The sequence below is a fragment of the Streptomyces sp. NPDC000345 genome (genome assembly GCF_042898825.1).
In the GTDB taxonomy this organism is placed as follows: Bacteria; Actinomycetota; Actinomycetes; order Streptomycetales; family Streptomycetaceae; genus Streptomyces.
Genome location: NZ_JBIAZE010000001.1, coordinates 602,209 through 627,167, shown reverse-complemented (window position 1 = coordinate 627,167; position 24,959 = coordinate 602,209). Strand labels below are relative to the sequence as shown.

Genomic DNA, 24,959 nt, shown 5'->3' with positions numbered 1-24,959 from the left:
GGCCGGGCGGCGGCGGGGCTCTCGGCCCCGGGCGCCCGTCGCGGCTACGCCGATGCGCCGTACCACCGCGCCGCGCGGCCTGCGGCGCGGTGGTACGGCGACCTCGTTGCGGCTCCCGTTTCTGTCCCATTGTGTGATTTCCCCCTCGGCTCGTGCCGCGAAACGGCCGGTTGCGGGATGCTGGCGATAACGGTCGTTCACTTCCCGGGTGGGTGGCACGGGGTGCCCGGACCCTCGAGGATGGACGCAGTCGCTTCAGGGAGGCAGTGATGGGTGTGGCAGGCGGTCCGATCCGCGTGGTGGTGGCCAAGCCGGGACTCGACGGCCACGACCGCGGCGCCAAGGTGATCGCCCGGGCGCTGCGCGACGCCGGCATGGAGGTCATCTACACCGGCCTGCACCAGACCCCCGAGCAGATCGTCGGCACGGCGATCCAGGAGGACGCGGACGCGATCGGCCTGTCCATCCTGTCCGGGGCGCACAACACGCTCTTCGCCGCGGTGATCGAACTGCTGAAGGAGCGGGACGCGGCGGACATCCTCGTCTTCGGCGGCGGGATCATCCCCGAGGCGGACATCGCGCCGCTGAAGGAGAAGGGGGTCGCGGAGATCTTCACCCCAGGGGCGACCATGGCCTCGATCGTGCAGTGGGTGCGGGAGAACGTCAGGCAACCGGCCGGAGCCTAGACCCTGTCGTCGTCTTCCCGTCTGCCGTGCGGCGACCGGGCCCAGGGTCCGCTCACTTCGGCCGCTCCCCTCAGTTCCTGCGCCATCACCGCCCTCAGGCGCAGTGTCGTGCCCAGCCGCTGGAAGGCTTCCGCCCAGTAGCCCCCGGCCCCGGGTGAGGCGTCCTCCGGTTCGTCGGGCACGGCCAGCAGGGCGTCCAGGCGGGAGGCCTCCGACGGGTCCAGGCAGCGTTCGGCCAGGCCCATCACCCCGCTGAAGCTCCAGGGGTAACTGCCCGCGTCGCGTGCGATGTTGAGAGCGTCGACCACCGCGCGGCCGAGCGGGGCCGCCCAGGGCACCGCGCACACGCCGAGCAGCTGGAACGCCTCCGACAGGCCGTGGGCCGCGATGAACCCGGCGACCCACTCGGCCCGTTCGCCCACCGGCAGGGTGCTCAGGAGCTTGGCCCGCTCGGCGAGGGAGACCGCGCCCGGTCCGCCCGCCCCGGGCGCCGACGGCGGCCCCAGCAGCGCCCGCGACCAGGCCGCGTCCCGCTGGCGTACGGCGGCCCGGCACCAGGCCCCGTGCAGCTCGCTCAGCCAGTCGTCGGCCACCGGGAGCGCGACGATCTGCTCCGGAGTACGGCCGCCCAGTCGCGCCGGCCAGGCGGCCAGCGGGGCCGCCTCCACCAACTGGCCGAACCACCAGGACCGTTCGCCCCGGCCGGACGGCGCCTTGGGGGAGACGCCGTCGCGTTCCATGGCCGCGTCGCACTCGTGGGGCGCCTCCACGACAAGCGTCGGGGTGTCCCGCGTGTGGTCGACGGCCACGCACGCGCCGGCCCGCACCGCCATCCGTGCCGCGAGCGCCGAACCCGGCAGCGCCGACAGCAACTCGGCCGCCGTCGCCCGTACGTTGCGGCTGCGGTCGGCCAACGCCGTTTCCAGGAAGGGCTCGTCGCGTGCGCCGAGGCCGGAGCGCAGCGAGTCCAGGAACATCAGGCGGTCCTCGGCGCGCTCCGTCGGCCAGGTCGATTCCAGCAGCTCACGCGCGGTGTCGGGGACCCGGGACCGCAGCGACGCGAGGAGGGCGACGCGCTCGGCGAACAGCCCCTCCTGCCAGAGCTTCTCGATGCGGCCGGTCTCCTCCGGGCGCGGCAGCGAGGCGTCGCCGCCCGGTGCCGCGCGGCGCGCGAACCGCCAGTCCCGGTTCAGCCCGGCCAGCCACAGGGCCCGCGGGCCCGCGAACCGCAGCGCCGCCGGGCGCAGATCCGTACGCCCGCGTGCCGCGTCGAGCAGCGCGGGCAGGGCCTCGGCGGGCGGGGCGTACCCGTGGGCGTTCGCCGCCGCCAGCCACTGGGGCAGCAGCTCCATCAGGTCCGGTGCGGTGCCTCTGCGGCCGGCTCCGCCAGCGCCGGGGCGGTCGGCGAGCAGCAGCGCGAGCCGGCGGGCGGCCGCCGCCGGCAGTGCGGGGCGCGGGTCGGCGGGGGCCGGTTCCGGACGGGGCGCGGCACGGCCCGGACGCAGCCCGGCCCGACGGCGTACGGTCTCGGCGGCCGCGGCGTCCAGCAGGGCGGCCGGCGCCGACCGCCCGGGGACGGCTCCCGGGGGTGTACGGCGGTCCGTGCCCAGAAGGGCCGCGGCGACCAGGTCGTCCCAGGTGGTGGCGGGAGCGGTGGGCGCCGGGGTGGTGTCCATGCGTGTCCCCTCGGTCGTGGTCACAGGCGGACCGCCCCTCCCTCGCCGGCCGGCCAGGCGGTCAGGGGAGTGAAACCCCGGTGGCCGCACTCGCCGAACACCTTGACGGGGGCGCCGCCCGACAGGGCGACCAGGCGCCACAGGCCGGGGCGGGCGGCAGCGGCGGGGGTGAGCGGCAGTGCCGTGTCGCCGTCGGCGTCGGCGAGTTGCCAGGAGGTGCCGTCCGGCGTCGGTACGACGTCGTCCAGCGTCACCGGGACGGACTCCTGCCAGGGGTCCTCGCGCAGCGCCTCGCCGTAGCGGGCGGCCGCCTCGGTCGTCGTCATGCCCGGCGGGCGGGCCGTGGTCGCCACGGGGGACCCGAACCGCTCTCCCAGGGCGCCCCGTCGGCGCCCGCCGCCCGCGTAGGCGGACAGTTCGGCGTCCAGCGCCAGACCGACCGGCAGGGTGAGGCCGGGGGCGCGGCCGGCGGCGCCGTAGGACAGGACGAGGGCCGTGCGGCCGGAGGCGGTGCCGTGGAGCCAGATGCGGCGGGTGGTCAGTTTCGGGTCGTGCGTGTCGTGCTGGGTGAGGACCAGCCAGTGGTCGCGCAGGGGCGGGCCGGCCGGTGGGGCGGTCAGGCCGACGCGGGTGCGGACCGTGGCCGCGAGGGCCTGCGGGAGCCGGTCACGGTACAGCCAGCCCCGGTCGAGGAGATGGAGCAGGGCGCACTCCTCCAGCAGCCGCACCGGCCAGTCGGGGCCGGAGCCCGGGATCGTCCCCAACTCCCTCACCCGCGCCGCCAGTCCGGGCGCCTGGGCGTCGACCATGCGGGCGGCCGTCTCCTCCCACAGCCCGTGACCCGCCTGCTCCGCCGTGGCGAGACCGGCGCGCAGGAGATCGGCCAGGCGCTGCTCCAGCTCCGTCGCCCCCGTGGTGATCCGCTCGGCGCGCCGCTCCGCTCTCCGGCGCGCCGCCTCCGGGTCGGCGGATCCGGAACCGGCACCCGCCGTGCCCGCCTGCCCTGTCTCCGGGGCGCGGCCCCGCCGCCCCTCGCTCCACTCCTCGGCCCAGTCGGGCGCCCGCCCCGCCGGAACGGACGCCTCCCCGGCCGTCCAGAGCAGCAGCAGCCCGAGCGCGTGCTTGCACGGCGACTTGCGGCTGGGGCAGGTGCAGTCGTACGCCGGGCCCAAGGCGGTGAGGGGGGCCGCGGTGTCGACGACCGTCCGGTACGACGCGCCGCCGCCGCCCCCGCAGACTCCCCACACCGTCCCCTCCCGCGAACTGCCCGTGCCGGACCACGGACCGGCCACGCCGAGTTTGCTCCCCGCTTTGCGCGACGCGGCGTCAGGTGCCAGTGCCAGCACCTGGTCCGCGGTCCAGCGCACCCCCTGCTGAGTCATGCCACCGACAGTAGGTCCTCCCACTGACAATCGGTCCCGCGCTCATCGGACCAGCGCCCGCACCATGGCGCTTTCGCAGGTCAGATCGCATTGTCAGTGGCGTGGTGCACGGTGGACACCAGATCCGAACCGGCCGAGCTGGAGGGGACCTCAGCCATGTCCGTGTCCGCAGACCCGACGTTCGCGCAACCCGGTCCGCAGCAGCCCGCGGAGGCGTTGCGGCCGCATGCCGAGCACGCCTTCGCCGGCGAACTCGCCGCCCTCGCCGCCCACGACGACCGCCCGCGCCCGGCCCGCTGGAAGCTGTCACCGTGGGCCGTCGCCACCTACCTCCTCGGCGGCACCCTGCCCGACGGCACGGAGATCACCCCGAAGTACGTGGGCCCGCGCCGCATCGTCGAGGTGGCCGTCTCCACGCTGGCCACCGACCGCGCCCTGCTGCTGCTCGGCGTGCCGGGCACCGCCAAGACCTGGGTCTCCGAGCACCTGGCCGCAGCGGTCAGCGGCGACTCGACCCTGCTGGTGCAGGGCACGGCGGGCACCCCGGAGGAGGCGATCCGCTACGGCTGGAACTACGCGCAGCTGCTGGCGCACGGACCGAGCCGGGACGCCCTCGTCCCCAGCCCGGTCATGCGGGCCATGGCGGAGGGGACGACCGTCCGCGTCGAGGAATTGACTCGCGTTCCGGCCGATGTCCAGGACACACTCATCACCATCCTGTCGGAGAAGACGCTGCCGATACCTGAGCTGGGGCAGGAGGTTCAGGCGGTTCGCGGCTTCAACCTGATCGCCACTGCCAACGATCGGGACCGCGGGGTCAACGAACTGTCCAGCGCCTTGCGCCGCCGCTTCAACACGGTGGTGCTGCCGCTGCCGGCGAGCGTCGACGCAGAGGTCGACATCGTCGCGCGGCGCGTCGACCAGATCGGCCGCTCCCTCGAGCTGCCGGCCGTGCCTCACGGGGTCGACGAGATCCGCCGCGTGGTGACCGTCTTCCGTGAACTGCGCGACGGGATCACCGCCGACGGCCGCACCAGGCTGAAGTCTCCGAGCGGCACGTTGTCCACGGCCGAAGCCATCTCCGTCGTCACCAGCGGCCTTGCGCTGGCCGCGCACTTCGGCGACGGCGTGCTCAGGCCTGGGGACGTCGCCGCCGGAATCCTCGGCGCCGTCGTCCGTGATCCGGCCGCCGACCGGGTCGTCTGGCAGGAGTACCTGGAGACGGTGCTCCGCGAACGCGACGGCTGGACCGATTTCTACCGCGCCTGCAGGGAGGTGAGTGCGTGAACGGGAACGAAGAGGACTCGAGGTGGCCCAGGCTCCGACCGGGACCGAAGGGGGGTGCGTACGTGAACGAGGACGAGGACTCGCGGTGGCCGCGCCGCTGAGGACGCACAGGTGAGGAGATGACGGGGGGATGCGATGACGGGGATCCAGCGGGCCGGCCGGCCCGCCGACGACTCCAGGTGGCCGTTGCTGCTCGGGGTCCGGCATCACGGGCCGGGGTCGGCGCGGGCGGTGCGGGCGGCCCTGGAGGCCGCCCGGCCGCGGACCGTGCTGATCGAGGGACCGCCCGAGGCCGACGCGCTGCTTCCCCTGGCCGCCGACCGGGAGATGCGGCCGCCGGTCGCGCTGCTGGCCCATGCCGTCGACGAGCCCGGCCGCTCGGCGTTCTGGCCGATGGCCGAGTTCTCCCCCGAGTGGGTGGCCCTGCGCTGGGCCCTGGAGCACGGCGTGCCCGCCCGCTTCATCGACCTCCCGGCCGCCCACACCCTGGCCTGGCACAGCGGGGCGGACGCCGAGGACGCCGAGGAGGACGGGGGAGGGGCGCCGGGCGACGGGCTGCGGGTCGATCCGCTCGGCGCCCTCGCCGAAGCCGCCGGGTACGACGACGCCGAACGCTGGTGGGAGGACGTCGTCGAACACCGGGGCGTGGGCGAGGGCGACCCGTACACGCCCTTCACCGCCGTCGAGGAGGCCATGACGGCGGTGCGGGAGACGCACGCGGGCGCAGGACGGGACCGGGATCTCGTGCGGGAGGCCCATATGCGGCTCCAACTGCGCGTCGCCCAGCGCGAGTTCGGTGCGGACGGGGTGGCCGTGGTGTGCGGCGCCTGGCATGTGCCCGCACTGCGGCGCAAGGCCGCCGTCGCCGCCGACCGGGCGCTGCTGAAAGGACTGGCCAAGGTCAGGACGGACCTGACCTGGGTGCCGTGGACGTATCGCAGGCTGGCGCGGGACGGGGGATACGGAGCGGGGATCGACTCGCCCGGCTGGTACGCGCATCTGTTCCGGGTGCCGGACCGGCCGGTCGAGCGGTGGCTGACCAAGGTGGCCGGGCTGCTCCGCGAGGAGGACCGGGTCGTGTCCCCGGCGCATGTCATCGAGGCGGTCCGGCTCGCGGGGGCGCTCGCCGCGCTGCGCGGCCGTCCGCTGGCCGGCCTGAGCGAGACGACCGACGCGGTGCGGGCTGTGCTGTGCGAGGGGTCGGACGTACCGCTGGCCCTGGTGCGCGACCGCCTGGTGGTCGGGGACGTGCTGGGGGAGGTGCCGCCCGGCGCGCCGGCGGTGCCCTTGCAGCGCGACCTCGACCGGACGCAGCGCCGTCTCCGGCTCAGACCGGAGGCGGCGGACCGGGACATGGAACTCGACCTGCGCAAGGAGACCGACGCCGGGCGCAGCAGGCTGCTGCACCGGCTGAGGCTGCTGGGCGTGGAGTGGGGCGAACCGGTCGCCTCGCGGGGCAGCACGGGAACGTTCCGGGAGACGTGGCGGCTGCGCTGGGAACCGGAACTGGCCGTGCGGGTCGCCGAAGCGGGGGTGTGGGGGACGACCGTCCGCGCCGCGGCCACGGCCAAGGCGGAGGCGGACGCCGTGTCCGCGAGGGGACTCGCCGAGGTGACGGCGCTCGCCGAGCGCTGTCTGCCGGCCGGTCTCCCGGACGCGCTGCCCACGGTGATGCGGGTCCTCGCCGACCGGGCGGCCCTCGACACGGACGTCGGCCACCTCGCGCAGGCGCTGCCCGCCCTCGTCCGCTCCCTGCGCTACGGCGATGTGCGCGGCACCGACACCGGCGCGCTGGCGGACGTCGCCGCGGGCCTCGCCGAACGGATCTTCGTCGGTCTGCCCCCGGCCTGCACCGGCCTGGACGCGGACGCGGCGGACGAGATGCGGCGCCATGTGGACGCGGTGCACGGGGCGGTGGGGCTGCTGGCGGAGACGGCGGCCCTGCGGGACGACACCGCCGGCCCGGCCGACTCGGCGGGTGACGGGGAGGGGGCCGGCTCAGGGGCGAGGGGACGAGGTCCGGCCGGAGGACTCGGTGCGGGGGACCGGGATCTGCGTGTGTGCTGGCGGAGCGTGCTGCGGGGGCTGTCCGTGCGGGACCGGGTGGCGGGGGTGGTCCGGGGCCGGGTCGTGCGGCTGCTGCTGGACGACGGGGAGGTGGGGCAGGAGGAGGCGGCGCGGCTCATGGGGCTGGCGCTGTCGCCGGGGACGCCGCCGGGGGACGCGGCCGCGTGGATCGAGGGATTCGTCGGCGGAGGCTCCGGAGGCGGGCTGCTGCTGGTGCACGACGAGCGGCTGCTCGGGCTGGTCGACGGATGGCTCACGAGGGTGCCGGCGGAGGCGTTCACGGACGTGCTGCCGCTGCTGCGGCGGACGTTCTCGGCGTATGAGCCGGGGGTGCGCAGAACACTCGGCGAGCTGGTCCGGCGCGGGCCGGGGGAGCGGGCGGACGCGGCGGGGCCGGGGGCGGGAGTGCCCGGGTTCGCACACGATCTCGACGCCGGCCGGGCCGACGCGGTGCTGCCGGTGGTGCGGCTGCTGCTGGGGCTGGACGACGACGAGACGGGCACGGGTGACACCGATGGCGCCCGTGGCGCCGGTGGCACGGGCGACAACGACTACGTGGGGATGAACAGGTGACGGGTGATCAGCACGACCCGGCGCTCCAGGAGCGGCTGAGGCGCTGGCGGCTCGTGCTCGGCGGCGACGCGGCGGACGGTACCGGTCACGCCCTCTCGGGACGGGACGCGGCGATGGACGGGGCGCTCACAGCGCTCTACGGGAAGGGCGACGGACCGGCGACGGGACGGGACCGTTCGGCGGGTCTCGGGGCCTCGGCGCCGTCCGTGGCGCGATGGCTCGGGGACATCCGGACGTACTTCCCCACCTCCGTCGTCCAGGTGATGCAGCGTGACGCCATCGACCGGCTCGGACTGTCCGCGCTGTTGCTGGAACCGGAGATGCTCGAGGCGGTCGAGGCCGACGTGCACCTCGTCGGCACATTGCTCTCCCTCAGCAAGGCGATGCCCGAGACGGTGAAGGAGACGGCCCGGGCCGTCGTGCGCAAGGTGGTCGAGGACCTGGAGAAGCGGCTCGCCACCCGCACCCGGACCGCCCTCACCGGCGCTCTCGACCGCAGCGCCCGCGTCCACCGGCCGCGCCACCACGACATCGACTGGAACCGCACGATCGCCGCCAACCTCCGGCACTACCTGCCCGAGTACGGGACGGTCGTGCCGGAGCGGCTGGTCGGACACGGGCGGGCCGGGCGGTCCGTGAAGAAGGAGGTCGTCCTCTGCGTCGACCAGTCGGGGTCGATGGCGGCGTCCGTAGTGCACGCGTCCGTCTTCGGGTCGGTGCTCGCCTCGATGCGGTCCCTCGACACCCGCCTCGTCGTCTTCGACACCGCGGTCGTCGACCTCACGGACCAGCTGGACGATCCCGTCGACGTCCTCTTCGGCACCCGGCTCGGCGGCGGCACGGACATCAACCGGGCGCTCGCGTACTGCCAGTCGCGGATCACGCGCCCCGCCGAGACCGTCGTCGTGCTCATCAGCGATCTGTACGAGGGCGGTATACGCGACGAGATGCTGAAGCGGGTCGCGGCGATGCAGGCGTCGGGGGTGCGGTTCGTGGCGCTGCTCGCGCTGTCGGACGAGGGGGCTCCGGCCTACGACCGTGAGCACGCGGCCGCGCTCGCGGCGCTGGGCGCCCCGGCGTTCGCCTGCACACCGGACCTGTTCCCCGAGGTGATGGCGGCGGCGATCGAGAAGCGCCCGCTTCCCGTGCCGGACCCCGTGTGACGCTCCGCACCGCGAACGACAAAAGCGACATGGATGACATGACTACCCATCGGTAACAGGGGGGTTGCGCTACCTCGGGACTCGCGTGCAAGGATCGGCGGCACGTTTCGTCGCACGGGAGGATCCTCCCTTCTTGTCCTCTCCCACCGCTCTGCCCGGTGCCGCTCCGCGCGTCCTGCGCGAGGCGGCCGGACGGCGTGCGCTGCAACTGGCGCTGCTGGTCGGCGGGTTGCTCGCGCTCGGGTTCCTCTGTGGAGGGCAGGCGCAGGCGGCGGACAGGTCGGAGAGCGGGTCGGCGGTGGCTGCGGTGCCCGCGGCGGTCGCGGAGGTGACGGACCAGGTCTCGTCGTCGGCCTCGGCCTCGACCTCGACCTCTTCCTCGACCTCTTCCTCGGCCTCGACCTCGACCTCGGCCTCGACCTCGACCTCGACCTCGACCTCGACTTCGACCTCGACTTCGACCTCGGCGTCGGCTTCGGCGTCCGTGGTGCACACCCGGCGTGTAGTGCGGCCCGTGCGTGAGGTCGTGGCGGCGGTGACGGACCGGTTGGCCCAGGCCTCGGCGCCGGTGCCGCCCGTCTCGTCGGCTGTCCAGGATCTGCGTGACCTCACGGATCTCACGGACCTGGCGGATCTGCAGGATCTCTCCGATCTGCCCTCGCTTCCGGCGCAGACCCTGCCCGTGCCGGCCCTGCCCGTGCAGACCCCGCCGGTCGAGCCCCTTCCGGCACCCGTCACCCAGACGCCCCGGCCGGCCTCCCCGGTGACCGCGTCGCCGGACGGGAAGACGGCCGACGTCTCCCCGGCGACGGCTTCGCTCACCGCGTCGTACGGACCCGTGGTCCCCGCGCCCGGCGACGCGGCCGTTGCGCGCGCCGCGTCGCACAGCCCGCTGCGCATCGGTGGCGGTCACGCCCCCGCGCACCGGGCGCCCGGCGGTGCGCCCAGCGGTCTGCTGGGCGGTGCGTCCGTTCTCGACGGCGGTGGGGCGCGGCACGGCGACGCGCACGCCGTGACGGTGTATCACCGGGTGCCGCTGCTGCTGGTGCCCGGCAGTGCCGTGCGGTCGGACGCGGCCGAGACCCGGGACCGGCACCGGGACATTCCGGTCTTCCCCGGCTAGGACAAGGCAGCCCTTCCCCTGCCGCAGACCTGCCGCGCGGGGGTGGAACAGGTCTGCCCACCCGCCCGGAGCCGCCCCCCGCTCCGGCGCCGGAACGTCCCCAGCCTTCCGAAGTCTCGGAACCCCCAAAGGATCTGACGCACGCATGAACAAGAACATCCGCCGTTCCATCGTCATAGCCGCCGGCGTCACCGGCGCGTGGGCGCTCGGTTCCGCCGCGGCCAGCGCCGACGAACTGCCCGCCTCCTCCGTCTCCACGCCGGACACCGACGTCACCGGCGCCCTCACCGGCGCGGTGGACGGTGTCGTCTCCGGTGTGCGGGACACCGCCGACGGCGTCACCGAGGACGTGACCTCGACGGTCTCGGACACCGCGGCCGGCACCACCGGCACCGCCGCCACGGCCGCCGACCCCACCCGCACCGCCGGGACCGTCACCACCACCGTCTCCGGCACCGGCGGCGGGTCCGAGGCCGCGGCCAGGGTGAAGGGCGGTGCCGCCCAGGTCATCCGCGGCGCCCAGGCCGCACGCGCGGAGAAGGCCGCGCGGGCCGGCTCCGAGGCCGTCGTCGGGACCGGGTCCGCCGTGGTCGCCGCGGCCGGTGCCGCCCAGGCACAGGCGCCGGCCGTCCCGGACCTCCCGGAGGACGACCGGAGCGCCGTCGACTACCTCTTCGGCCCCCTCTCCGCCTTCGCCCCCGAGCTGGAGCAGGCCCTCGCCGCCGCCCGGACGAAGCTCCAGGGCGCGCGGTCGGCCGCCGGCGCCCAGACGCGGGGTGTCGACGGCGTCGTACGGACCAAGGCGCGGCAGACGGTCGCGGGCGCGGGCCGTACCGGCGCCGGGGCGACCGGCGCCGCCCGGGACGCGATCGTCGGCGCCCAGGGCCGTACGGCTGCGGCGGCCGCCACCGTCGGTGGCGAGGCCGCCGGTGTCACCTCCGCCGCCGAGGCCTCCGTCGCCGCCGTCCCGGGCCATGTCACGGGTACGGCCGGCGGGGTGCGGCAGCAGCTGGTCGGCACGGTCGCGAGCGTCCCCGGGACGGTCACCCCGGTCGTCGCGCGGACGGCGGACGCGGTCGTCCCGCCGGTGGCCGCGACCGCCGTGGACGGTGTGCTGCCGGTCGCCGGCCGGGCGGTCGCGGACGCCGTCCCGCTCGCCGGGCGGACCCTGACCGGCGTCGCCCCGGTCGCCGCCCCCGCGCTGAACGGCATCACGCCCACCGCCACCGACGCGGCGCGGGGTGTGACGGCCACGGCGGGCGGTGCCGTCGACGGTGTGCTGCCCGTCGCCACGGACACCGTCCACGGTGTCACCCCCGTGGCCACCGGAGCGGTCGCCGGGGTCCGGCGGACCGCCGGTCACACCGTCGACGCCGCGACCGCGCTGGCGCACCGCGTCGCCGGGGACGTTCCGCCGGTCGTGGACGGTGCCGTCCAGGGGATGCGGCCCGTCGCGGGCGGCGCCGTGAGCGGGGCCGGGGCGGTCGCCGGCGGGGCGGGGCCGGACGTGCGGGCGGTCGCCGACGAGGCGCTCTGTGACGTGCGGGCCGTCGTCGGCGGTGTCGCCGGCGAGGTTCCCGGGTACGCCGCCGGTGTCGTCGCGGCCGTGCCCGCGTACGCGACCGGTGTCGCCGGCCAGGCCGTCCCGTACGCCACCGGGCTCGCGGGCCAGGTCACCGCGGACGCGGCGGAGGCCGTGCTGCCGCCCGTGGTGAACACCGCCGTGCACGGCGTGGTGCCCGTCGCCGGGCGGGCCGCCGGGGACGCGGGTGCGCTCGCGTACGGGGTGGCCGGCGACGTACGGCCCTTCGCCGACGGGGTCGTCGAGGACGTACCGCCGCTCGAGCACGGCGTGGCCGGGCAGGCGGGCGGTCTGGCGTACGGCGTCACCGGGCAGGTTCCGCCGTTCGCCGACGGGGTCGCCGGCGCCGTACGGCCCGTCGTGGACACCGTCACCGAGACCGTCCGGCCGGTCGCCGGCAGCGCCACCGCGCTGGCGTACGGCGTCGGGGGCGAGGCCGCTCCCTTCGCGGGCGGGGTCGCCGGCGAGGCCGGTTCCTTCGTCGGCGGGGTCACCGGCCGGACCGCGCCCTTCGCGCAGGGCGTGGCCGGGACCGTCGGGGCCGGCGCGGGCCCGCTGGCCGGGCACGCCCTCACCGGGATGTGGGGCGTCGCCGACGCGGTCGCCCCCGCCGCCCCGGCCGCCGCCCCTTCCGTCACCCAGGCGAGCCCGTACAGCATCTGACCGCGAGGCGCTCCCCGTCCCCTCGGTGAACCTCAGTGATCCACCGGTGGTCGGCGGGGAGCGCGACCGCTCCGGCCGCGGGCGAGGCCCGCGCCGGGGAGGACGCGGCCGATCGACTTCCTGAGGCGGCGGGCCCCGGACGGCCGAACGCCGTCGGTTCGTCCGGCCGGCCCCTCAGGGAGGAGGCCGGGGGGTCCCCATTGGGGTGGGGATCGCCCGGCCGGAGCCCCTCCAGGGGCTGGTCGAGGGGCCTCACCGGGTCAACCCCAACCCGGTGAGGTCCCGCACCCGCGACACTCCGTGCCAGTGAGTGCGACATCATGTGACAGGTATCACCGCTCAGGTGTGACCCGCGATTTAGGGGCCCCCCGCAAGCAGCGATAACCTGCGAGACGGACATGCCGCGCGCTCGGACACCGTGTGCGCCTCCCTAGTGACACATGCGGACGTCACGTTGCCGATCGCGGCACGCCCACGCATCCAACGAACCGCGAGATCACTGATAGGGACGGAAGCGCGTGGACCTGTTCGAGTACCAGGCGAGGGACCTCTTCGCCAAGCACGATGTACCGGTGCTGGCCGGTGAAGTCATCGACACGCCTGAGGCGGCGCGCGCGATCACCGAGCGTCTGGGCGGCAAGTCCGTCGTCAAGGCGCAGGTGAAGGTCGGTGGTCGCGGCAAGGCCGGTGGCGTCAAGCTGGCCGCCACCCCGGACGAGGCCGTCGCCCGCGCGACGGACATTCTCGGCATGGACATCAAGGGCCACACGGTCCACAAGGTGATGATCGCCGAGACCGCTCCGGAGATCGTCGAGGAGTACTACGTCTCCTTCCTCCTCGACCGTGCCAACCGCACCTTCCTCTCCATCGCGTCCGTCGAGGGCGGCATGGAGATCGAGGAGGTGGCGGCCACCCGTCCGGAGGCCGTCGCCAAGACGCCGATCGACGCCAACGAGGGTGTCACCGAGGAGAAGGCCCGCGAGATCGTCGCGGCCGCCAAGTTCCCGGCCGAGGTCGCCGACAAGGTCGTGAACGTCCTCGTGACCCTGTGGAAGACCTTCGTCGAGGAGGACGCCCTCCTGGTCGAGGTCAACCCGCTGGCCAAGGTCGCCTCCGGTGAGGTCATCGCCCTCGACGGCAAGGTGACCCTGGACGACAACGCCGAGTTCCGTCACCCCGACTTCGAGGAGCTCCACGACAAGGCCGCGGCGAACCCGCTCGAGGCCGCTGCCAAGGAGAAGAACCTCAACTACGTCAAGCTCGACGGCGAGGTCGGCATCATCGGCAACGGCGCGGGTCTCGTCATGAGCACCCTGGACGTCGTCGCGTACGCCGGTGAGGCGCACGGCGGCGTCAAGCCCGCCAACTTCCTCGACATCGGCGGCGGCGCCTCCGCGGCCGTCATGGCGAACGGCCTGGAGATCATCCTCGGCGACCCGGACGTCAAGTCCGTCTTCGTCAACGTCTTCGGTGGCATCACGGCGTGCGACGAGGTCGCCAACGGCATCGTCCAGGCGCTGAAGCTCCTCGAGGACCGTGGCGAGGAAGTCACCAAGCCGCTGGTCGTCCGGCTGGACGGCAACAACGCCGAGCTGGGTCGCAAGATCCTCTCCGACGCCAACCACCCGCTGGTGCAGCGCGTGGACACCATGGACGGCGCGGCCGACAAGGCCGCCGAGCTCGCGGCTGCGAAGTAAGGAAGAGGGACTCAGACAGCCATGGCTATCTTCCTCAACAAGGACTCCAAGGTCATCGTCCAGGGCATGACCGGTGCCACGGGCATGAAGCACACCAAGCTCATGCTGGCCGACGGCACGAACATCGTCGGTGGCGTGAACCCCCGCAAGGCCGGCACGTCCGTCGACTTCGACGGCACCGAGATCCCGGTCTTCGGCACGGTCGCCGAGGCGATGGAGAAGACGGGCGCCAACGTCTCCGTCCTCTTCGTGCCGCCGGCCTTCGCCAAGGCCGCCGTCGTCGAGGCCATCGACGCCGAGATCCCGCTCGCGGTCGTCATCACCGAGGGCATCGCCGTCCACGACTCGGCCGCGTTCTACGCGTACGCCGGCTCCAAGGGCAACAAGACCCGGATCATCGGCCCGAACTGCCCCGGCCTCATCACGCCGGGCCAGTCGAACGCCGGCATCATCCCGGGCGACATCACCAAGCCGGGCCGCATCGGCCTGGTCTCGAAGTCCGGCACGCTGACGTACCAGATGATGTACGAGCTGCGTGACATCGGCTTCTCGTCGGCCGTGGGCATCGGTGGCGACCCCGTCATCGGTACGACCCACATCGACGCTCTGGCCGCCTTCGAGGCCGACCCCGACACCGACCTGATCGTGATGATCGGTGAGATCGGTGGCGACGCCGAGGAGCGTGCCGCGGCGTTCATCAAGGACAACGTGAAGAAGCCGGTCGTCGGCTACGTCGCGGGCTTCACCGCGCCCGAGGGCAAGACCATGGGCCACGCCGGCGCCATCGTCTCCGGCTCCTCCGGCACGGCCGCCGCGAAGAAGGAGGCCCTCGAGGCCGCCGGCGTCAAGGTCGGCAAGACGCCGACCGAGACGGCGAAGCTCGCCCGCGAGATTCTCGCCGGCTGACCCTCTCGGCTGAGCGCCGGTGGCCCGTTCCCCTGTATGGGGGCGGGCCACCGGCGTTTTCGCTCGCCCGCGCTCGCGGGGTGCCGCCGCGCCCGCCCTCCCCGCAGCCAGGGCCTGTGGGCGGGCGGGCTAACGGGTCAAGGGGAGCAGGCGTTCCGGGCCGTTGGCCGGTTCCGATCTCAGCTTCTTGCGCAGGGTCGTTTGCTTGTTCGACAGGGTGCCCGGGGCCGCCTTCGGGGGGATTCCCTGGACGGTTGCGCCCGGGGGGACCGGGGGGTCGTACCGGGTGGGCGCCGTGCGCAGGGTGAGGGCCGTCGCGCCGACGAGCGCCGCCGTGAACGCGATCGCCGCCCGGGTCCAGTAGCGGGCACGGCGCTCGCTGCCCGCACGGACGGCCGGGGCCCGGGCCGCGCGCAGGCGCTCCGCCGAGGCCACCTCGGCGAGTCGCCGGTGCAGGACGGCGGGGTCGGCCAGCTGCGGCAGGGCCGCGGCGACGGCCTCGCGCGCGTGCAGGAGGCGGTTCGCCGCCGCCCGCGTGCTCGCCTCGGTCTCCGCCGCCGTCTCCGGCAGGTCGAGGCCCACGCCGTCGTAGAGGAGGAGCGTGCGGCGGTACGCCGGCGGGAGCGCGAGGAGCACGGCGAGCAGGGCGCGGTCCGCGGCGTCGGCGGGCGGTGGTTCGGGATGCCGGAAGCGGGGGCGGAACCGGTGCCAGGGGGAGAGCGCGTACTCGTACGCCGCCGCCCGCACCCAGCTCGGCGGGTCGCGGTCGACGGCCACCTCGGGCCAGCGCTGCCAGGCGAGTTGGAAGGCCCGTTCGACCGACTCGCGGGCGAGTTCGCGGCGGCCGCAGAGGAGGTAGGTCTGCCGTACGAGGGCGGAGGCGCAGAAGGAGTAGAGGGCGTCGAAGGCCTGAGGGGGTGTCGGGTTCTTCACGCGTACGCCTCCCGCTGGCGGCGGCGCCGGGAGCATCTCCGTACGAAAAAGAACATAAACGTATATTGAGTGACACGGCGATGGTTCGCCCGTTACGCCGGGAAAGCGCGTGTCGTTGGGACCATGGCGGTCGTGACCCGGATGCCTGCTCGTCGAGCCTTCCCGTCCCTGCCGTCCTTCCTGGCTCCCCTGCCCGCGCTGTCCTCCCGGATGCGGGACCGCTCGCCCGGTCTCGTCGCCGCCGCGGTGGGCGGGGCGCTGGCCGCCGGGCTGGGGCTCGGGGCGTTCGCCGTGCTGGTGATGATGCTGTGGATCAGTTCGCCGTATCCCGACAGCGGACCGAGCGGGGCACTGCATGTCGCCGCCGCGCTGTGGCTGCTGGCGCACGGGGCCGAACTGCTGCGCACCGAGACGCTGTCCGGGATGCCCGCGCCGGTCGGCGTCACACCGCTGCTGCTGCTCGTGGTGCCGGTGTGGCTGGTGCACCGGGCGGCACGGGACGCGGTGGACGACGCGGGCGGGGTGGAGGCGCCGGGGGCCGGCTCGATGGGTCCACCGGTGAGTGCGCGGACGGCCTGGGCGGGGGTCGTGCTGGGCTATCTCGCCGTGGCCGCAGGGGCGGCCTGCTACGCGGCCGGGGGTGCGTTGCGGCCCTCGTGGCTGTGGACGGTGGTGTGTGTGCCGGCGGTGACCGTGGTGGCGGCGGGGGTGGGGGTGTGGTCGGCGTGCGGGCGCCCTCGCGAGCCGCTCGAGCGGGTGCTGCCGGGGTGGCTGGGGAAGGCCGTGTTCGGTGAGGGAGGGCCGGGTGGGGTGGCGGAGTCCGGGGGCCGGGAGCGGCGGAGCCGGCGGGAGTGGGTCGGGGTGCGGGCCGCGGGAGCCGGTGCCGCGGTGCTCGTGGGGGGCGGGGCCCTGCTGGTGGCCGTCTCGGCGGTGTGGCACGCGGGGGCGGCCCGGGGTGCGTTTCTGCAGCTGACGGAGGGGTGGTCGGGGCGGTTCGCGGTGCTGTTGCTGTGTGTGGCGCTGGTGCCCAACGCCGCGGTGTGGGGGGCCGCGTATGCCCTCGGGCCCGGCTATGCGCTGGGGGTGGGGCATGTGGTGACGCCGCTGGGGTCGGATCCGGCGCCGCTGTTGCCGCCGTTTCCGCTGCTGGCGGCCGTGCCGGAGGCGGGGGCGGGGACCGCGTGGAACTGGGCGGCCGGGGTCGTGCCGGTCGCGGCCGGGGTGGTGGTGGGGGTGCTTGTGGGGGGTGCGGGGGCTGGTTGCAGTGGCGGGGTGGCGCAGGCGCCCGTGGACGCGTGGCCGCGGCGGCGGACCGTGGGGAGTGTGCTGGGGGCGGGCGTGGGCTGCGGGGTGGTGGTGGGGGTGCTCGCGGCGTTGGCGGGTGGGCCGCTGGGGGTGGGGGCGATGGCCCGGTTCGGGCCGGTGTGGTGGCAGGTGGGGGGCGCGGTGGTGGTGTGGACGGTGGGGGTGGGGGTGCCGGTGGGGTTGTGGGTGCGGAGATGGCGGGGGCGGGGGGTGCGGGAGTTCTCCTGGACGGGGGTGGGGGGCGAGGTCCGGGAGGAGGGTTCTCCTCAGGAGCGGAAGGCCGGTGAGGAGTTCGGGAGTGAGCTGTACGACTTCGCTGCTGTGGCGGACGTCGAGGACATCGCGGGTGGCGCGGACATCGCGGGTGGCACGGGTGGCGCCGATGCGGGGGAGGTCGGGCAGGCCGGGGAGCCGGGGTGGCACGGGGACGGGGCCCGTGAGGAGCGGTGGGCCGCGTTGCGGGAGGTCGCGGGCGAGGAGCGAGCGGGCGATGAGGGGGCGGGGCGGTGACCGTCGGGTGTGCTCGCCCCCGCCGCCCCTTCCCGTCCCGTCCCCTGGGGCCGTGCCCCCGGACCCCTCTTCGGCCTGGACGGGGCTTGTCCTCAAACCCAGGACGGGCTGATTTCAGCCGGTCCCGGTCAGGTGTTGGCGCCCAGGATGCTCTTCAGTTCCTTCGGGAGGAGGTCGTTGCAGGACTGCTTGGCCTCGTTGGTGAGGGCGTCCTTGGTGCAGGTGTAGTAGTCGCGGTAGACCAGCTGGGCGGTGAAGGTGACGGCGACCAGGGCGAGGGCCAGGGACGCCGTGACGAGGCCGCTGATCGCGGCGGTCCTCTGGGGGCGGCCGGGAGGCTCGGTGGGGGCCGGGGCGTCCGGGTCGGGGGTGCGGGGCTTGGCGCGCAGCGCGCTGATGCCCCAGTTGAGGGCGAGGGCGCCCAGGAGCAGCGCCACGTACGGCCAGCCGAAGAGGACGAAGAAGAAGGCCCACATGCCGCAGAGGAGCGCGTAGCGGGCGCGGCGCTGGGCCGGGTCCGTGGGGTCCCAGCGCGGGCCGGGGGTGGGGCCGGGTCCCTCCGGGCCCTCGGGGCCGTTGCTGCCGGGGCGCTCGCCGAAGCCGCCGCCGGGGGAGCGGCCGGGCTGCTGGTCGCTCCACTGGTTGCCCCAGGGGGAGCGGCCTTCGGCGGGGGTGTCGCCGTCGCCGCCCGCCGGGCGCCGGGGCTGCCACGGGCGGTCGGGGGTGCCCTCGGGGGGAGGGGCGAACGGGTTGTCGTCCCCGCCCGAGGAGTCGGTCGAGGGGGTGTCCGAGGGATCCCGGGGGGCGTCCGGGGGCGACGTCGGGCGCTCGCGCAGCAGGGCGCCGCGCTCCCCTCCCGGCACGGGCTGCGGGGGGAGCGTGTGGAGTCGCAGGCTGCGGTCCGGCATCAAGTGAGCGTCTTCCCCTAGGTGATACGGCTGTCTGAAGTGAGCTCTTGCACGGGGAACGCGCCGCACTGCCACCGCGTTCCCGATCCCGCTCCTCGCAGACGCTACCTTCCGGCCACGCCCCCGTCCCGTGGGGGCCTCCTCGTGTGCCGGTATCGTTGCTGACGGTCGGCTGCTTCGTAGGCTTCCCCGTATCCGGGGGCCCGATGCATTCGTACGAAGGTACAAGTCGCAGGTGAGTCGCACGTGCTCGCCGACCGTGCGTAGCTGCTCCCCCGAGAAAGGGCCCCCACCGTGGCCGCCAAGCCGTCCGTGGCCAAGCGCCTCGTCGTGCTCGTCTCCGGATCCGGTACGAACCTCCAGGCGCTCCTCGACGAGATCGACGCCACCGGCGCCGAGGCCTACGGGGCCGAGATCGTCGCCGTCGGAGCCGACCGGTCCGGCATCGAAGGGCTCGCCCGTGCCGAGCGCGCCGGGATCCCCACCTTCGTCCGGAGCGTCAAGGACTACGGGAGCCGGGAGGAGTGGGATGCCGCCCTCGCCGAGGCCGTCGCCGGCCACGAGCCCGACCTCGTGGTGTCCGCCGGGTTCATGAAGATCGTGGGCAAGGAGTTCCTCGCCCGGTTCGGGGGACGGTTCGTCAACACCCATCCCGCCCTGCTGCCCAGTTTCCCCGGCGCCCACGGCGTGCGTGACGCGCTCGCCTACGGGGCCCGGGTCACCGGCTGCACCGTCCACTTCGTCGACGACGGTGTCGACACCGGTCCGATCATCGCCCAGGGCGTGGTCGAGGTCCGGGACGAGGACGACGAGAGCGCTCTGCACGAGCGCATCAAGGAAGTCGAGCGAAGGCTGCTCGTCGAGGTCGTGGGGCGCCTCGCCCGCAACGGCTATCGCATCGAGGGACGAAAGGTAGTTATCCAGTGACCGCCGAGAGCAACGCCAAGCGGGCGATCCGCCGTGCGCTTGTCAGCGTCTATGACAAGACCGGGCTCGAGGAGCTCGCCCGCGGGCTGCACGAGGCCGGCGTCGAGCTGGTGTCGACCGGCTCCACCGCCGCCCGCATCGCCGCCGCCGGCGTTCCCGTCACCAAGGTCGAGGAGCTCACCGGCTTCCCCGAGTGCCTGGACGGCCGCGTCAAGACCCTGCACCCCAAGGTGCACGCCGGCATCCTCGCCGACCTGCGGCTCGACAGCCACCGGCAGCAGCTGGACGAGCTGGGTGTGGAGCCCTTCGACCTCGTCGTCGTCAACCTCTACCCGTTCCGGGAGACCGTCGCCTCGGGCGCCTCCGACGACGAGTGCGTCGAGCAGATCGACATCGGCGGGCCGTCCATGGTGCGCGCCGCCGCCAAGAACCACCCGTCGGTGGCCGTCGTCACCAGCCCCGCCCGCTACGGCGACGTCCTCGCCGCGCTCAAGGACGGGGGCTTCGACCTCGCCGCCCGCAAGCGGCTCGCCGCCGAGGCCTTCCAGCACACCGCCGCCTACGACGTGGCGGTCGCCTCCTGGTTCGCCTCCTCCTACGCGCCGGTCGACGACTCGCGGTTCCCCGACTTCCTCGGCGCCACCTGGGAGCGGGAGAACACCCTGCGCTACGGCGAGAACCCGCACCAGCCCGCCGCCCTCTACGTCGACGGCAGCGGCGCCGGCCTCGCCAAGGCCGAGCAGCTGCACGGCAAGGAGATGTCGTACAACAACTACACGGACACGGACGCCGCCCGCCGTGCCGCGTACGACCACGACGAGCCGGCCGTCGCGATCATCAAGCACGCCAACCCCTGCGGTATCGCGGTCGGCGCCGATGTCGCCGAGGCGCACCGCAAGGCGCACGCCTGCGACCCGTTGTCGGCCTTCGGCGGGGTGATCGCCGTCAACCGCCCGGTCAGCAAGGAGATGGCCGAGCAGGTCGCGGAGATCTTCACCGAGGTCATCGTCGCGCCCGACTACGAGGAGGGGGCCCTGGAGGCCCTTGCCAGGAAGAAGAACATCCGGGTGCTGAAGGCCCCCGGCGCGCCCGCGAACCCCGTCGAGGTCAAGCCCGTCGACGGCGGTGTCCTGCTTCAGGTCACCGACCGGCTGCAGGCCGAGGGCGACGACCCGGCGAACTGGACGCTGGCGACCGGCGAGGCGCTCTCCGAGGCCGAGCTCGCCGAGCTGTCCTTCGCGTGGAAGGCGTGCCGGGCCGTCAAGTCCAACGCGATCCTGCTCGCCAAGGACGGTGCCTCGGTCGGCGTCGGCATGGGACAGGTCAACCGGGTCGACTCCGCCAAGCTCGCGGTCGAGCGGGCCGGCGCGGAGCGGGCGCGCGGCTCGTACGCCGCGTCGGACGCCTTCTTCCCCTTCCCCGACGGCCTGGAGATCCTTGTCGAGGCCGGTGTGAAGGCCGTGGTCCAGCCGGGCGGTTCGGTCCGTGACGAGCTGGTCGTGGAGGCCGCGAAGAAGGCGGGCGTCACGATGTACTTCACGGGCACGCGGCACTTCTTCCACTGATCCGCGCCCACCCGGAGGCGGGCGGCCCGGCACCTCGCCGGACCGCCCGCCTCCGTCCGTCCGCTCAGGTCAGCCAGACCCCGCACTGGCTCGCGGTCACCCACTCGTGGGAGCGGAACTGGTCGTTGGCGCCCACGCCGTTGCTCAGGGTGTTGTCGGTCAGGTTGTCCGCGAAGTACTCGTTCGGGGACAGACAGCCGTAGCCGCCCCGGTACTGCGTCAGCGACCAGAACTTGACCACGTCCCGGCCGCCGGTGAACCCGGCGTTCATGACGGACGTCGCCTTGTCCCAGGCGCCCTGGAATCCGCCGCCCGCGGCGTTCCAGTCGTCGTCGTGGCCCGCGGTCGCCCCGAGCAGGGTGCCGGTGCAGTCGAGGTCCTGCCAGGCGTAGACGTTTCCGTTGCGGCCCGGCCACTTGCTGTTGCAGACGGTGGCCCGGGTGCCGGTCTCGGCCGCCTGGGCGGCCGTCGCGGGCACGCTCAGCCCGAGCGCGGTCAGTCCGAGGACCGCTGCCGTGATGGCGAACTTGCGCATGGTGTCTTCCCCTCGTTTGGTTGAATCGGTCGCACCAGGTCAGGCGCGCTGCGGCACGATCCGTACCGCGCGGTCGTACGCCTGCCGCTGGAGGCGCCGGTAGGTGTCCAGCGCCTCGTCGTACCGGTCAGGAAGCCGGTCGACGTAGTGGGCCTCGCGGTCCGTGGCCACGGACCGCAGGGAGACGGAGCGGGCGCACTCGGCGTCGGCGACGGCGGTCCCGCGCTCGGCGGCGAACGCCTCGTCGGCGCGGGCCGGGCCGAGACGCGCGGTGTTCTGCCGCATCGCGTCCCGGGCCGCCTGCGGGTCCGCGTAGGCCGGACCCGACTTCCCCATGCACCGCGACCAGGCGGCCACCGCCGTGGTCAGCCGCCGGTCGCGCATCAGGTCGCCGGCGTACAGGGCGTTCAGGCCGGTGGCGGTCTTGGAGACCCGGAACCACCGGCCGGGGTCCCCGTAGAGGGCCCGCTCGGCCTCTTCGGTGCAGCCGCCGAGGCGTTTGCGGACCTCGCGGCCGCTGCCGGGCAGCGTGGCCGACAGGATCCGGACTCCGGCGCCCCCGTCGAGCGCCTCGTCGAAGGCGGTCCGGCGGGCGGCGGACAGCCCCTGCCGGTACCCGGCGAGCGGGTGGTGCAGCCGCAGCCGTTCCTGGCGGGCGCCGATCCGGCCGCCGTACCCGTGGTCCCGTGCCCACGCCACGTCGTCCTGCACGTACCGCACCGGCATGCTCTCCCGCAGGGTGAGGGTGCGGTCCTCCCAGTACGTGAAGCCGTGGCGGGCCATGCACCGGGCCGTCAGGCGCTGCTGGGCGTCGGTGACACGCAGCTCCTGCTGCCAGGTCAGCGGCTCGGGCCGGCCCTGCCGGGCGGGACCCGAGCCGTGCCCGCATCCGGTCGCGGCGGCCCCCGTCAGCGCCGCGACCGCGCACAGCGAGGCAAGTGCGCGCTTCATGGGACGTTCCCCCGTTCCCCCTGTGGTTCCCCGTCGCCGCCCGTCTCCGGTGCGGCACTCACACCATCGGGCAGTCCGGGGACGAGGGGTACCTCGGACCTCTGAGGGTCACTTCCGGCCCGGGGGCGTGTACTCCTGGAGGTAGTGGGCGACCCGCGCGGCGTAGGCGCGGTACTCCCCGGGCACGCCGCCGGCCTTGTTCACGACGTTCCAGGACGTCCGGTACGCGGCGGCGACCAGGACCCGCCGGTCGCCGGGGAGGCCGGCGGACAGGCGCGGTGCGATCCAGCAGAGGTAGCGGCCCATCGCCGGGATCGACTCGGCCGGCGGGAAGGGCGGCGACGGGACGGTCTCCCCGGGGGTGCCGTCCTCGTTCATCCACCAGCGCAGCACGCGCGGGGTCCAGCGGGCGATGCCGTACTCGTCCAGGGCGGGGTCGGAGAGGTCCGGATCGAAGTCGCTCTCCACCTTCAGCATGGCCGCGATCAGCGGGGCGGTGACGGCCGGCTGGTCGCAGTCGTGTGCCGTCTCGACGATCAGCAGACGGTACGCGGCGGGTACGCCCCTGTCGGTGCGGAGGTCCTCGGCGCCGTACAGCGCGGCGCCGTTCGCCGGCGCGCCCCGGCCCTTCGCGTCCCCGGAGACGACGTCACCGGCCCAGGTGGCGATGCCGTACCCGAGGGCCGCCACGGAGGCGGTGGCGAGGGCGGCGCCCAGGACGGTCGTACGGCGGGACGGGCGGCGGAACCGCGCACCGGCCGGGGCCGTCGCGGTGACCGTCTCCACCCGGCGCAGCAGGGCCTCCGTGCCGATCCGGCCGGTGTGCGTGCGGGTCAGGCAGGCCCCGACGATCTCCGCCCAGGCGGACGGGAGTTCGGGGGACAGCCGCAGTACCTCGGTGCCGCGGGCGTAGGCGACGGCCGCGTCGCGGCGGACGGTGGGGGTGCTGCCGGGCAGCGGGAAGGAGCCGGTGAGGACGAGGTGGGCGAGGACGCCGAAGGCCCAGACGTCCGCCGAGGGCCGGATCCGGCGGCCGCGTTCGCCGATCTCGGCCCACAGCAGCTCGGGCGGGGTGTAGTCGGGGGTGGAGAAGGCGGGGGTGTAGCCGTGGGTGCCCTCCAGTTCGGCGGCCATGTTGAAGTCGGCGAGGCGGGCCGAACCGTCCGCCATCAGCAGCACGTTGGCGGGTTTGAGGTCGCCGTGCACCCAGCCCGCCCGGTGCAGCTGGGCCAGGCCCGCGCAGACCTGGGCGAGCAGGACGGGACCGGCCGCCGGTGCGGGCGTCCGCCCCAGCAGTGCCGACAGGGAGTCCTCGGCCTTCTCCAGCACCAGGACGGTGGCGCCGTCGAGTTCGGGGTGCGACGGGTCGTCCACGGTGAGGGCCTCGTAGAGACGGATGAGCCGGGGACTGGTCAGCCGGCTCAGCAACTCCAGCTCCCGCTCGGCGAGTTCGCGCAGATGGGTGAGCTGGCGGGGGGTGCGGGTGCCGGTGGGCAGGAACTTGAGGGCGGCGCGTCCGGGCAGGCCGGGCGGTCCGGCATCGTTGTCGTCGGTGCGCCGCCGGGCCGCGTACACGCTGCCGAACGCCCCGGACGCGATCGGCTCCCGCACCTCCCAGCGTCCGACCCGGTAGCCCCGGGGCACCCGGACGGCGTAGGCCTCGGTCACCGCACGGCCGCCGGCCCGGCCGACGGGGCCGGTGGCGCGGCCAGGACGCCGAGGTCGTCCTCCCGTACCAGGTCGAAGCGGAGCGCCAGGGAGACCAGCGCCTCCTTCTTGCCGTTGAGGCGGGGGCCCGGGTCCGCGGTCTCGGGGCCGGGTTTGAGGCGCAGTTTGACGGCCAGGTAGTCGATGTTCCACTGCACCGAGGTCCGGGAGGCGGCGGGCCAGCCGGGCCGCAGCCGGGCGACGACCTGGTCGACGGTGGGCAGCGGGGCGTGCGGTGCGCCGCGCAGCCGCGGCTCGCACAGTGCGGCGAGGACCGCGAAGTAGCGCTTGGTGCGGTCCAGGGAGAACGCGGGCGCCGTGGTGGCGCCGTCCAGACCCGACGTGGTCCCCAGGTAGTCGTGGCGCGGCGCCCACACCTCGACCGCCAGCAGGTCGCCCGCCGCGGGCAGCACCATCCGGGCGAACTCGAAGGGGACGGGCGCGTCCAGCCGGCCCGGCGCGACCTTGATGTGCTCGCCCGCTCCCTCCGGGTTCTCCACCACGTACGTCTGGCCGCGGCTGAAGTTGCTCAGGGTCCAGAACGCGCCCTGCGCGGCGATCTCGCCCGCCCGCCGTGAGACGCCCTCGTGCGGGATCCGCAGGCCGTCGGCGCCGGCCGCGCGTCCGAAGCCCAGCCGTTCACCGGAGGCGAGCCGCAGCTGGCGCTCACGGCCGCCCGGCCCGTGCCCGGGTTCCGGCGGTGGTACGACGATGATGCTGTACACGGTGTGTCTCCCGGTGCCCACCCGCGGTTACCGCCCCAGAGTGGGCGACGGGACGGGGCCGTGTCACGACACGACACGGCCCCGGCGA

20 protein-coding genes are annotated in these 24,959 nt (G+C 74.6%); 11 read left to right on the top strand and 9 right to left on the bottom strand.

Annotated features, from left to right (window positions below):
- Positions 1–269: 269 nt before the first annotated feature.
- A complete protein-coding gene (locus ACFY30_RS02935) occupies positions 270–686 on the top strand; it encodes a cobalamin B12-binding domain-containing protein (RefSeq protein WP_390658228.1) in 417 nt (138 codons plus the stop codon).
- On the opposite strand, the gene ACFY30_RS02930 is transcribed toward ACFY30_RS02935, so the two are convergent.
- Positions 683–2,362 carry a DUF5691 domain-containing protein gene (locus ACFY30_RS02930; RefSeq protein WP_390843405.1) on the bottom strand — a complete coding sequence of 560 codons (1,680 nt, stop codon included), beginning with the start codon at positions 2,360–2,362 and terminating at the stop codon, positions 683–685. The genes ACFY30_RS02935 and ACFY30_RS02930 overlap by 4 nt on opposite strands.
- 20 nt (positions 2,363–2,382) lie before the next feature.
- Complete coding sequence (locus ACFY30_RS02925; RefSeq protein ID WP_390843404.1) at positions 2,383–3,744, bottom strand: SWIM zinc finger family protein; 1,362 nt, start codon at positions 3,742–3,744, stop codon at positions 2,383–2,385.
- A gap of 156 nt (positions 3,745–3,900) precedes the next feature.
- On the opposite strand from ACFY30_RS02925, the gene ACFY30_RS02920 reads away from it, so the two are divergent.
- From ACFY30_RS02920 to ACFY30_RS02910, 3 genes are all read left to right on the top strand, one after another.
- Entirely contained in the window at positions 3,901–5,031 is a 1,131-nt protein-coding gene (locus ACFY30_RS02920; protein WP_390843403.1) for an AAA family ATPase, read from the top strand.
- A 135-nt stretch (positions 5,032–5,166) separates the two neighbouring features.
- Complete coding sequence (locus tag ACFY30_RS02915; RefSeq protein WP_390843402.1) at positions 5,167–7,671, top strand: DUF5682 family protein; 2,505 nt, start codon at positions 5,167–5,169, stop codon at positions 7,669–7,671.
- Positions 7,668–8,834 (top strand): VWA domain-containing protein, encoded by a 1,167-nt coding sequence (locus ACFY30_RS02910; protein ID WP_390843401.1) that lies wholly within the window; start codon positions 7,668–7,670, stop codon positions 8,832–8,834. The genes ACFY30_RS02915 and ACFY30_RS02910 overlap by 4 nt, the downstream gene beginning before the upstream one ends.
- Positions 8,835–8,903: 69 nt before the next feature.
- On the opposite strand, the gene ACFY30_RS02905 is transcribed toward ACFY30_RS02910, so the two are convergent.
- Positions 8,904–9,329 (bottom strand): hypothetical protein, encoded by a 426-nt coding sequence (locus ACFY30_RS02905; protein WP_390843400.1) that lies wholly within the window; start codon positions 9,327–9,329, stop codon positions 8,904–8,906.
- Between the two features lie 19 nt (positions 9,330–9,348).
- Between ACFY30_RS02905 and ACFY30_RS02900 the strand changes: the two genes are divergently transcribed.
- The 4 genes from ACFY30_RS02900 (at position 9,349) to sucD (ending at position 14,805) form a co-directional block, all read left to right on the top strand.
- Positions 9,349–9,957 (top strand): hypothetical protein, encoded by a 609-nt coding sequence (locus ACFY30_RS02900; protein ID WP_390843399.1) that lies wholly within the window; start codon positions 9,349–9,351, stop codon positions 9,955–9,957.
- A 145-nt stretch (positions 9,958–10,102) separates the two neighbouring features.
- On the top strand, positions 10,103–12,202 hold the full coding sequence (locus tag ACFY30_RS02895) for a hypothetical protein (protein ID WP_390843398.1): 2,100 nt from the start codon (positions 10,103–10,105) through the stop codon (positions 12,200–12,202).
- 518 nt (positions 12,203–12,720) lie between these two features.
- Positions 12,721–13,899, top strand: a complete 1,179-nt coding sequence (sucC, locus tag ACFY30_RS02890) for an ADP-forming succinate--CoA ligase subunit beta (protein ID WP_390658237.1) — start codon at positions 12,721–12,723, stop codon at positions 13,897–13,899.
- Positions 13,900–13,920: 21 nt separating this feature from the next.
- Complete coding sequence (gene sucD / locus ACFY30_RS02885) at positions 13,921–14,805, top strand: succinate--CoA ligase subunit alpha (RefSeq protein WP_390658238.1); 885 nt, start codon at positions 13,921–13,923, stop codon at positions 14,803–14,805.
- Between the two features lie 129 nt (positions 14,806–14,934).
- Here sucD and ACFY30_RS02880 read toward each other — a convergent pair whose 3' ends face one another.
- On the bottom strand, positions 14,935–15,738 hold the full coding sequence (locus ACFY30_RS02880) for an RNA polymerase sigma factor (RefSeq protein ID WP_390843397.1): 804 nt from the start codon (positions 15,736–15,738) through the stop codon (positions 14,935–14,937).
- Between the two features lie 123 nt (positions 15,739–15,861).
- Between ACFY30_RS02880 and ACFY30_RS02875 the strand changes: the two genes are divergently transcribed.
- Entirely contained in the window at positions 15,862–17,553 is a 1,692-nt protein-coding gene (locus ACFY30_RS02875) for a DUF6350 family protein (protein WP_390843396.1), read from the top strand.
- A 128-nt stretch (positions 17,554–17,681) separates the two neighbouring features.
- Here the strand turns inward: ACFY30_RS02875 and ACFY30_RS02870 are convergent, their stop codons facing one another.
- Positions 17,682–18,461: a hypothetical protein gene (locus ACFY30_RS02870; RefSeq protein WP_390843395.1), complete on the bottom strand. Its 780-nt coding sequence runs from the start codon at positions 18,459–18,461 to the stop codon at positions 17,682–17,684.
- Positions 18,462–18,755: 294 nt separating this feature from the next.
- Here ACFY30_RS02870 and purN point away from each other — a divergent pair, with 294 nt between their 5' ends.
- Together purN and purH are read left to right on the top strand one after the other, a co-directional pair.
- Complete coding sequence (gene purN / locus ACFY30_RS02865) at positions 18,756–19,388, top strand: phosphoribosylglycinamide formyltransferase (protein ID WP_390843394.1); 633 nt, start codon at positions 18,756–18,758, stop codon at positions 19,386–19,388.
- Entirely contained in the window at positions 19,385–20,953 is a 1,569-nt protein-coding gene (gene purH, locus ACFY30_RS02860) for a bifunctional phosphoribosylaminoimidazolecarboxamide formyltransferase/IMP cyclohydrolase (RefSeq protein WP_390658243.1), read from the top strand. Before purN ends, purH begins: the two co-directional genes overlap by 4 nt.
- Before the next feature lie 64 nt (positions 20,954–21,017).
- Here purH and ACFY30_RS02855 read toward each other — a convergent pair whose 3' ends face one another.
- From ACFY30_RS02855 to ACFY30_RS02840, 4 genes are all read right to left on the bottom strand, one after another.
- Entirely contained in the window at positions 21,018–21,488 is a 471-nt protein-coding gene (locus tag ACFY30_RS02855) for a hypothetical protein (RefSeq protein ID WP_390843393.1), read from the bottom strand.
- A 39-nt stretch (positions 21,489–21,527) separates the two neighbouring features.
- Complete coding sequence (locus tag ACFY30_RS02850; protein ID WP_390843392.1) at positions 21,528–22,439, bottom strand: hypothetical protein; 912 nt, start codon at positions 22,437–22,439, stop codon at positions 21,528–21,530.
- A gap of 108 nt (positions 22,440–22,547) precedes the next feature.
- Positions 22,548–24,107 carry a protein kinase gene (locus tag ACFY30_RS02845; protein WP_390843391.1) on the bottom strand — a complete coding sequence of 520 codons (1,560 nt, stop codon included), beginning with the start codon at positions 24,105–24,107 and terminating at the stop codon, positions 22,548–22,550.
- Positions 24,104–24,871 carry an FHA domain-containing protein gene (locus ACFY30_RS02840; RefSeq protein ID WP_390843390.1) on the bottom strand — a complete coding sequence of 256 codons (768 nt, stop codon included), beginning with the start codon at positions 24,869–24,871 and terminating at the stop codon, positions 24,104–24,106. Before ACFY30_RS02840 ends, ACFY30_RS02845 begins: the two co-directional genes overlap by 4 nt.
- Between the last annotated feature and the right edge of the window lie 88 nt (positions 24,872–24,959).

Bases quoted from the DNA above. Each gene is read 5' to 3' on its own strand.
- ACFY30_RS02855 (WP_390843393.1), bottom strand. From the start codon at position 21,488: ATGCGCAAGTTCGCCATCACGGCAGCGGTCCTCGGACTGACCGCGCTC.
- ACFY30_RS02920 (WP_390843403.1), top strand. From the start codon at position 3,901: ATGTCCGTGTCCGCAGACCCGACGTTCGCGCAACCCGGTCCGCAGCAG.
- ACFY30_RS02895 (WP_390843398.1), top strand. From the start codon at position 10,103: ATGAACAAGAACATCCGCCGTTCCATCGTCATAGCCGCCGGCGTCACC.
- ACFY30_RS02925 (WP_390843404.1), bottom strand. From the start codon at position 3,744: ATGACTCAGCAGGGGGTGCGCTGGACCGCGGACCAGGTGCTGGCACTG.
- ACFY30_RS02915 (WP_390843402.1), top strand. From the start codon at position 5,167: ATGACGGGGATCCAGCGGGCCGGCCGGCCCGCCGACGACTCCAGGTGG.
- ACFY30_RS02935 (WP_390658228.1), top strand. From the start codon at position 270: ATGGGTGTGGCAGGCGGTCCGATCCGCGTGGTGGTGGCCAAGCCGGGA.
- ACFY30_RS02850 (WP_390843392.1), bottom strand. From the start codon at position 22,439: ATGAAGCGCGCACTTGCCTCGCTGTGCGCGGTCGCGGCGCTGACGGGG.
- sucD (WP_390658238.1), top strand. From the start codon at position 13,921: ATGGCTATCTTCCTCAACAAGGACTCCAAGGTCATCGTCCAGGGCATG.
- ACFY30_RS02875 (WP_390843396.1), top strand. From the start codon at position 15,862: ATGGCGGTCGTGACCCGGATGCCTGCTCGTCGAGCCTTCCCGTCCCTG.
- ACFY30_RS02870 (WP_390843395.1), bottom strand. From the start codon at position 18,461: ATGCCGGACCGCAGCCTGCGACTCCACACGCTCCCCCCGCAGCCCGTG.
- ACFY30_RS02930 (WP_390843405.1), bottom strand. From the start codon at position 2,362: ATGGACACCACCCCGGCGCCCACCGCTCCCGCCACCACCTGGGACGAC.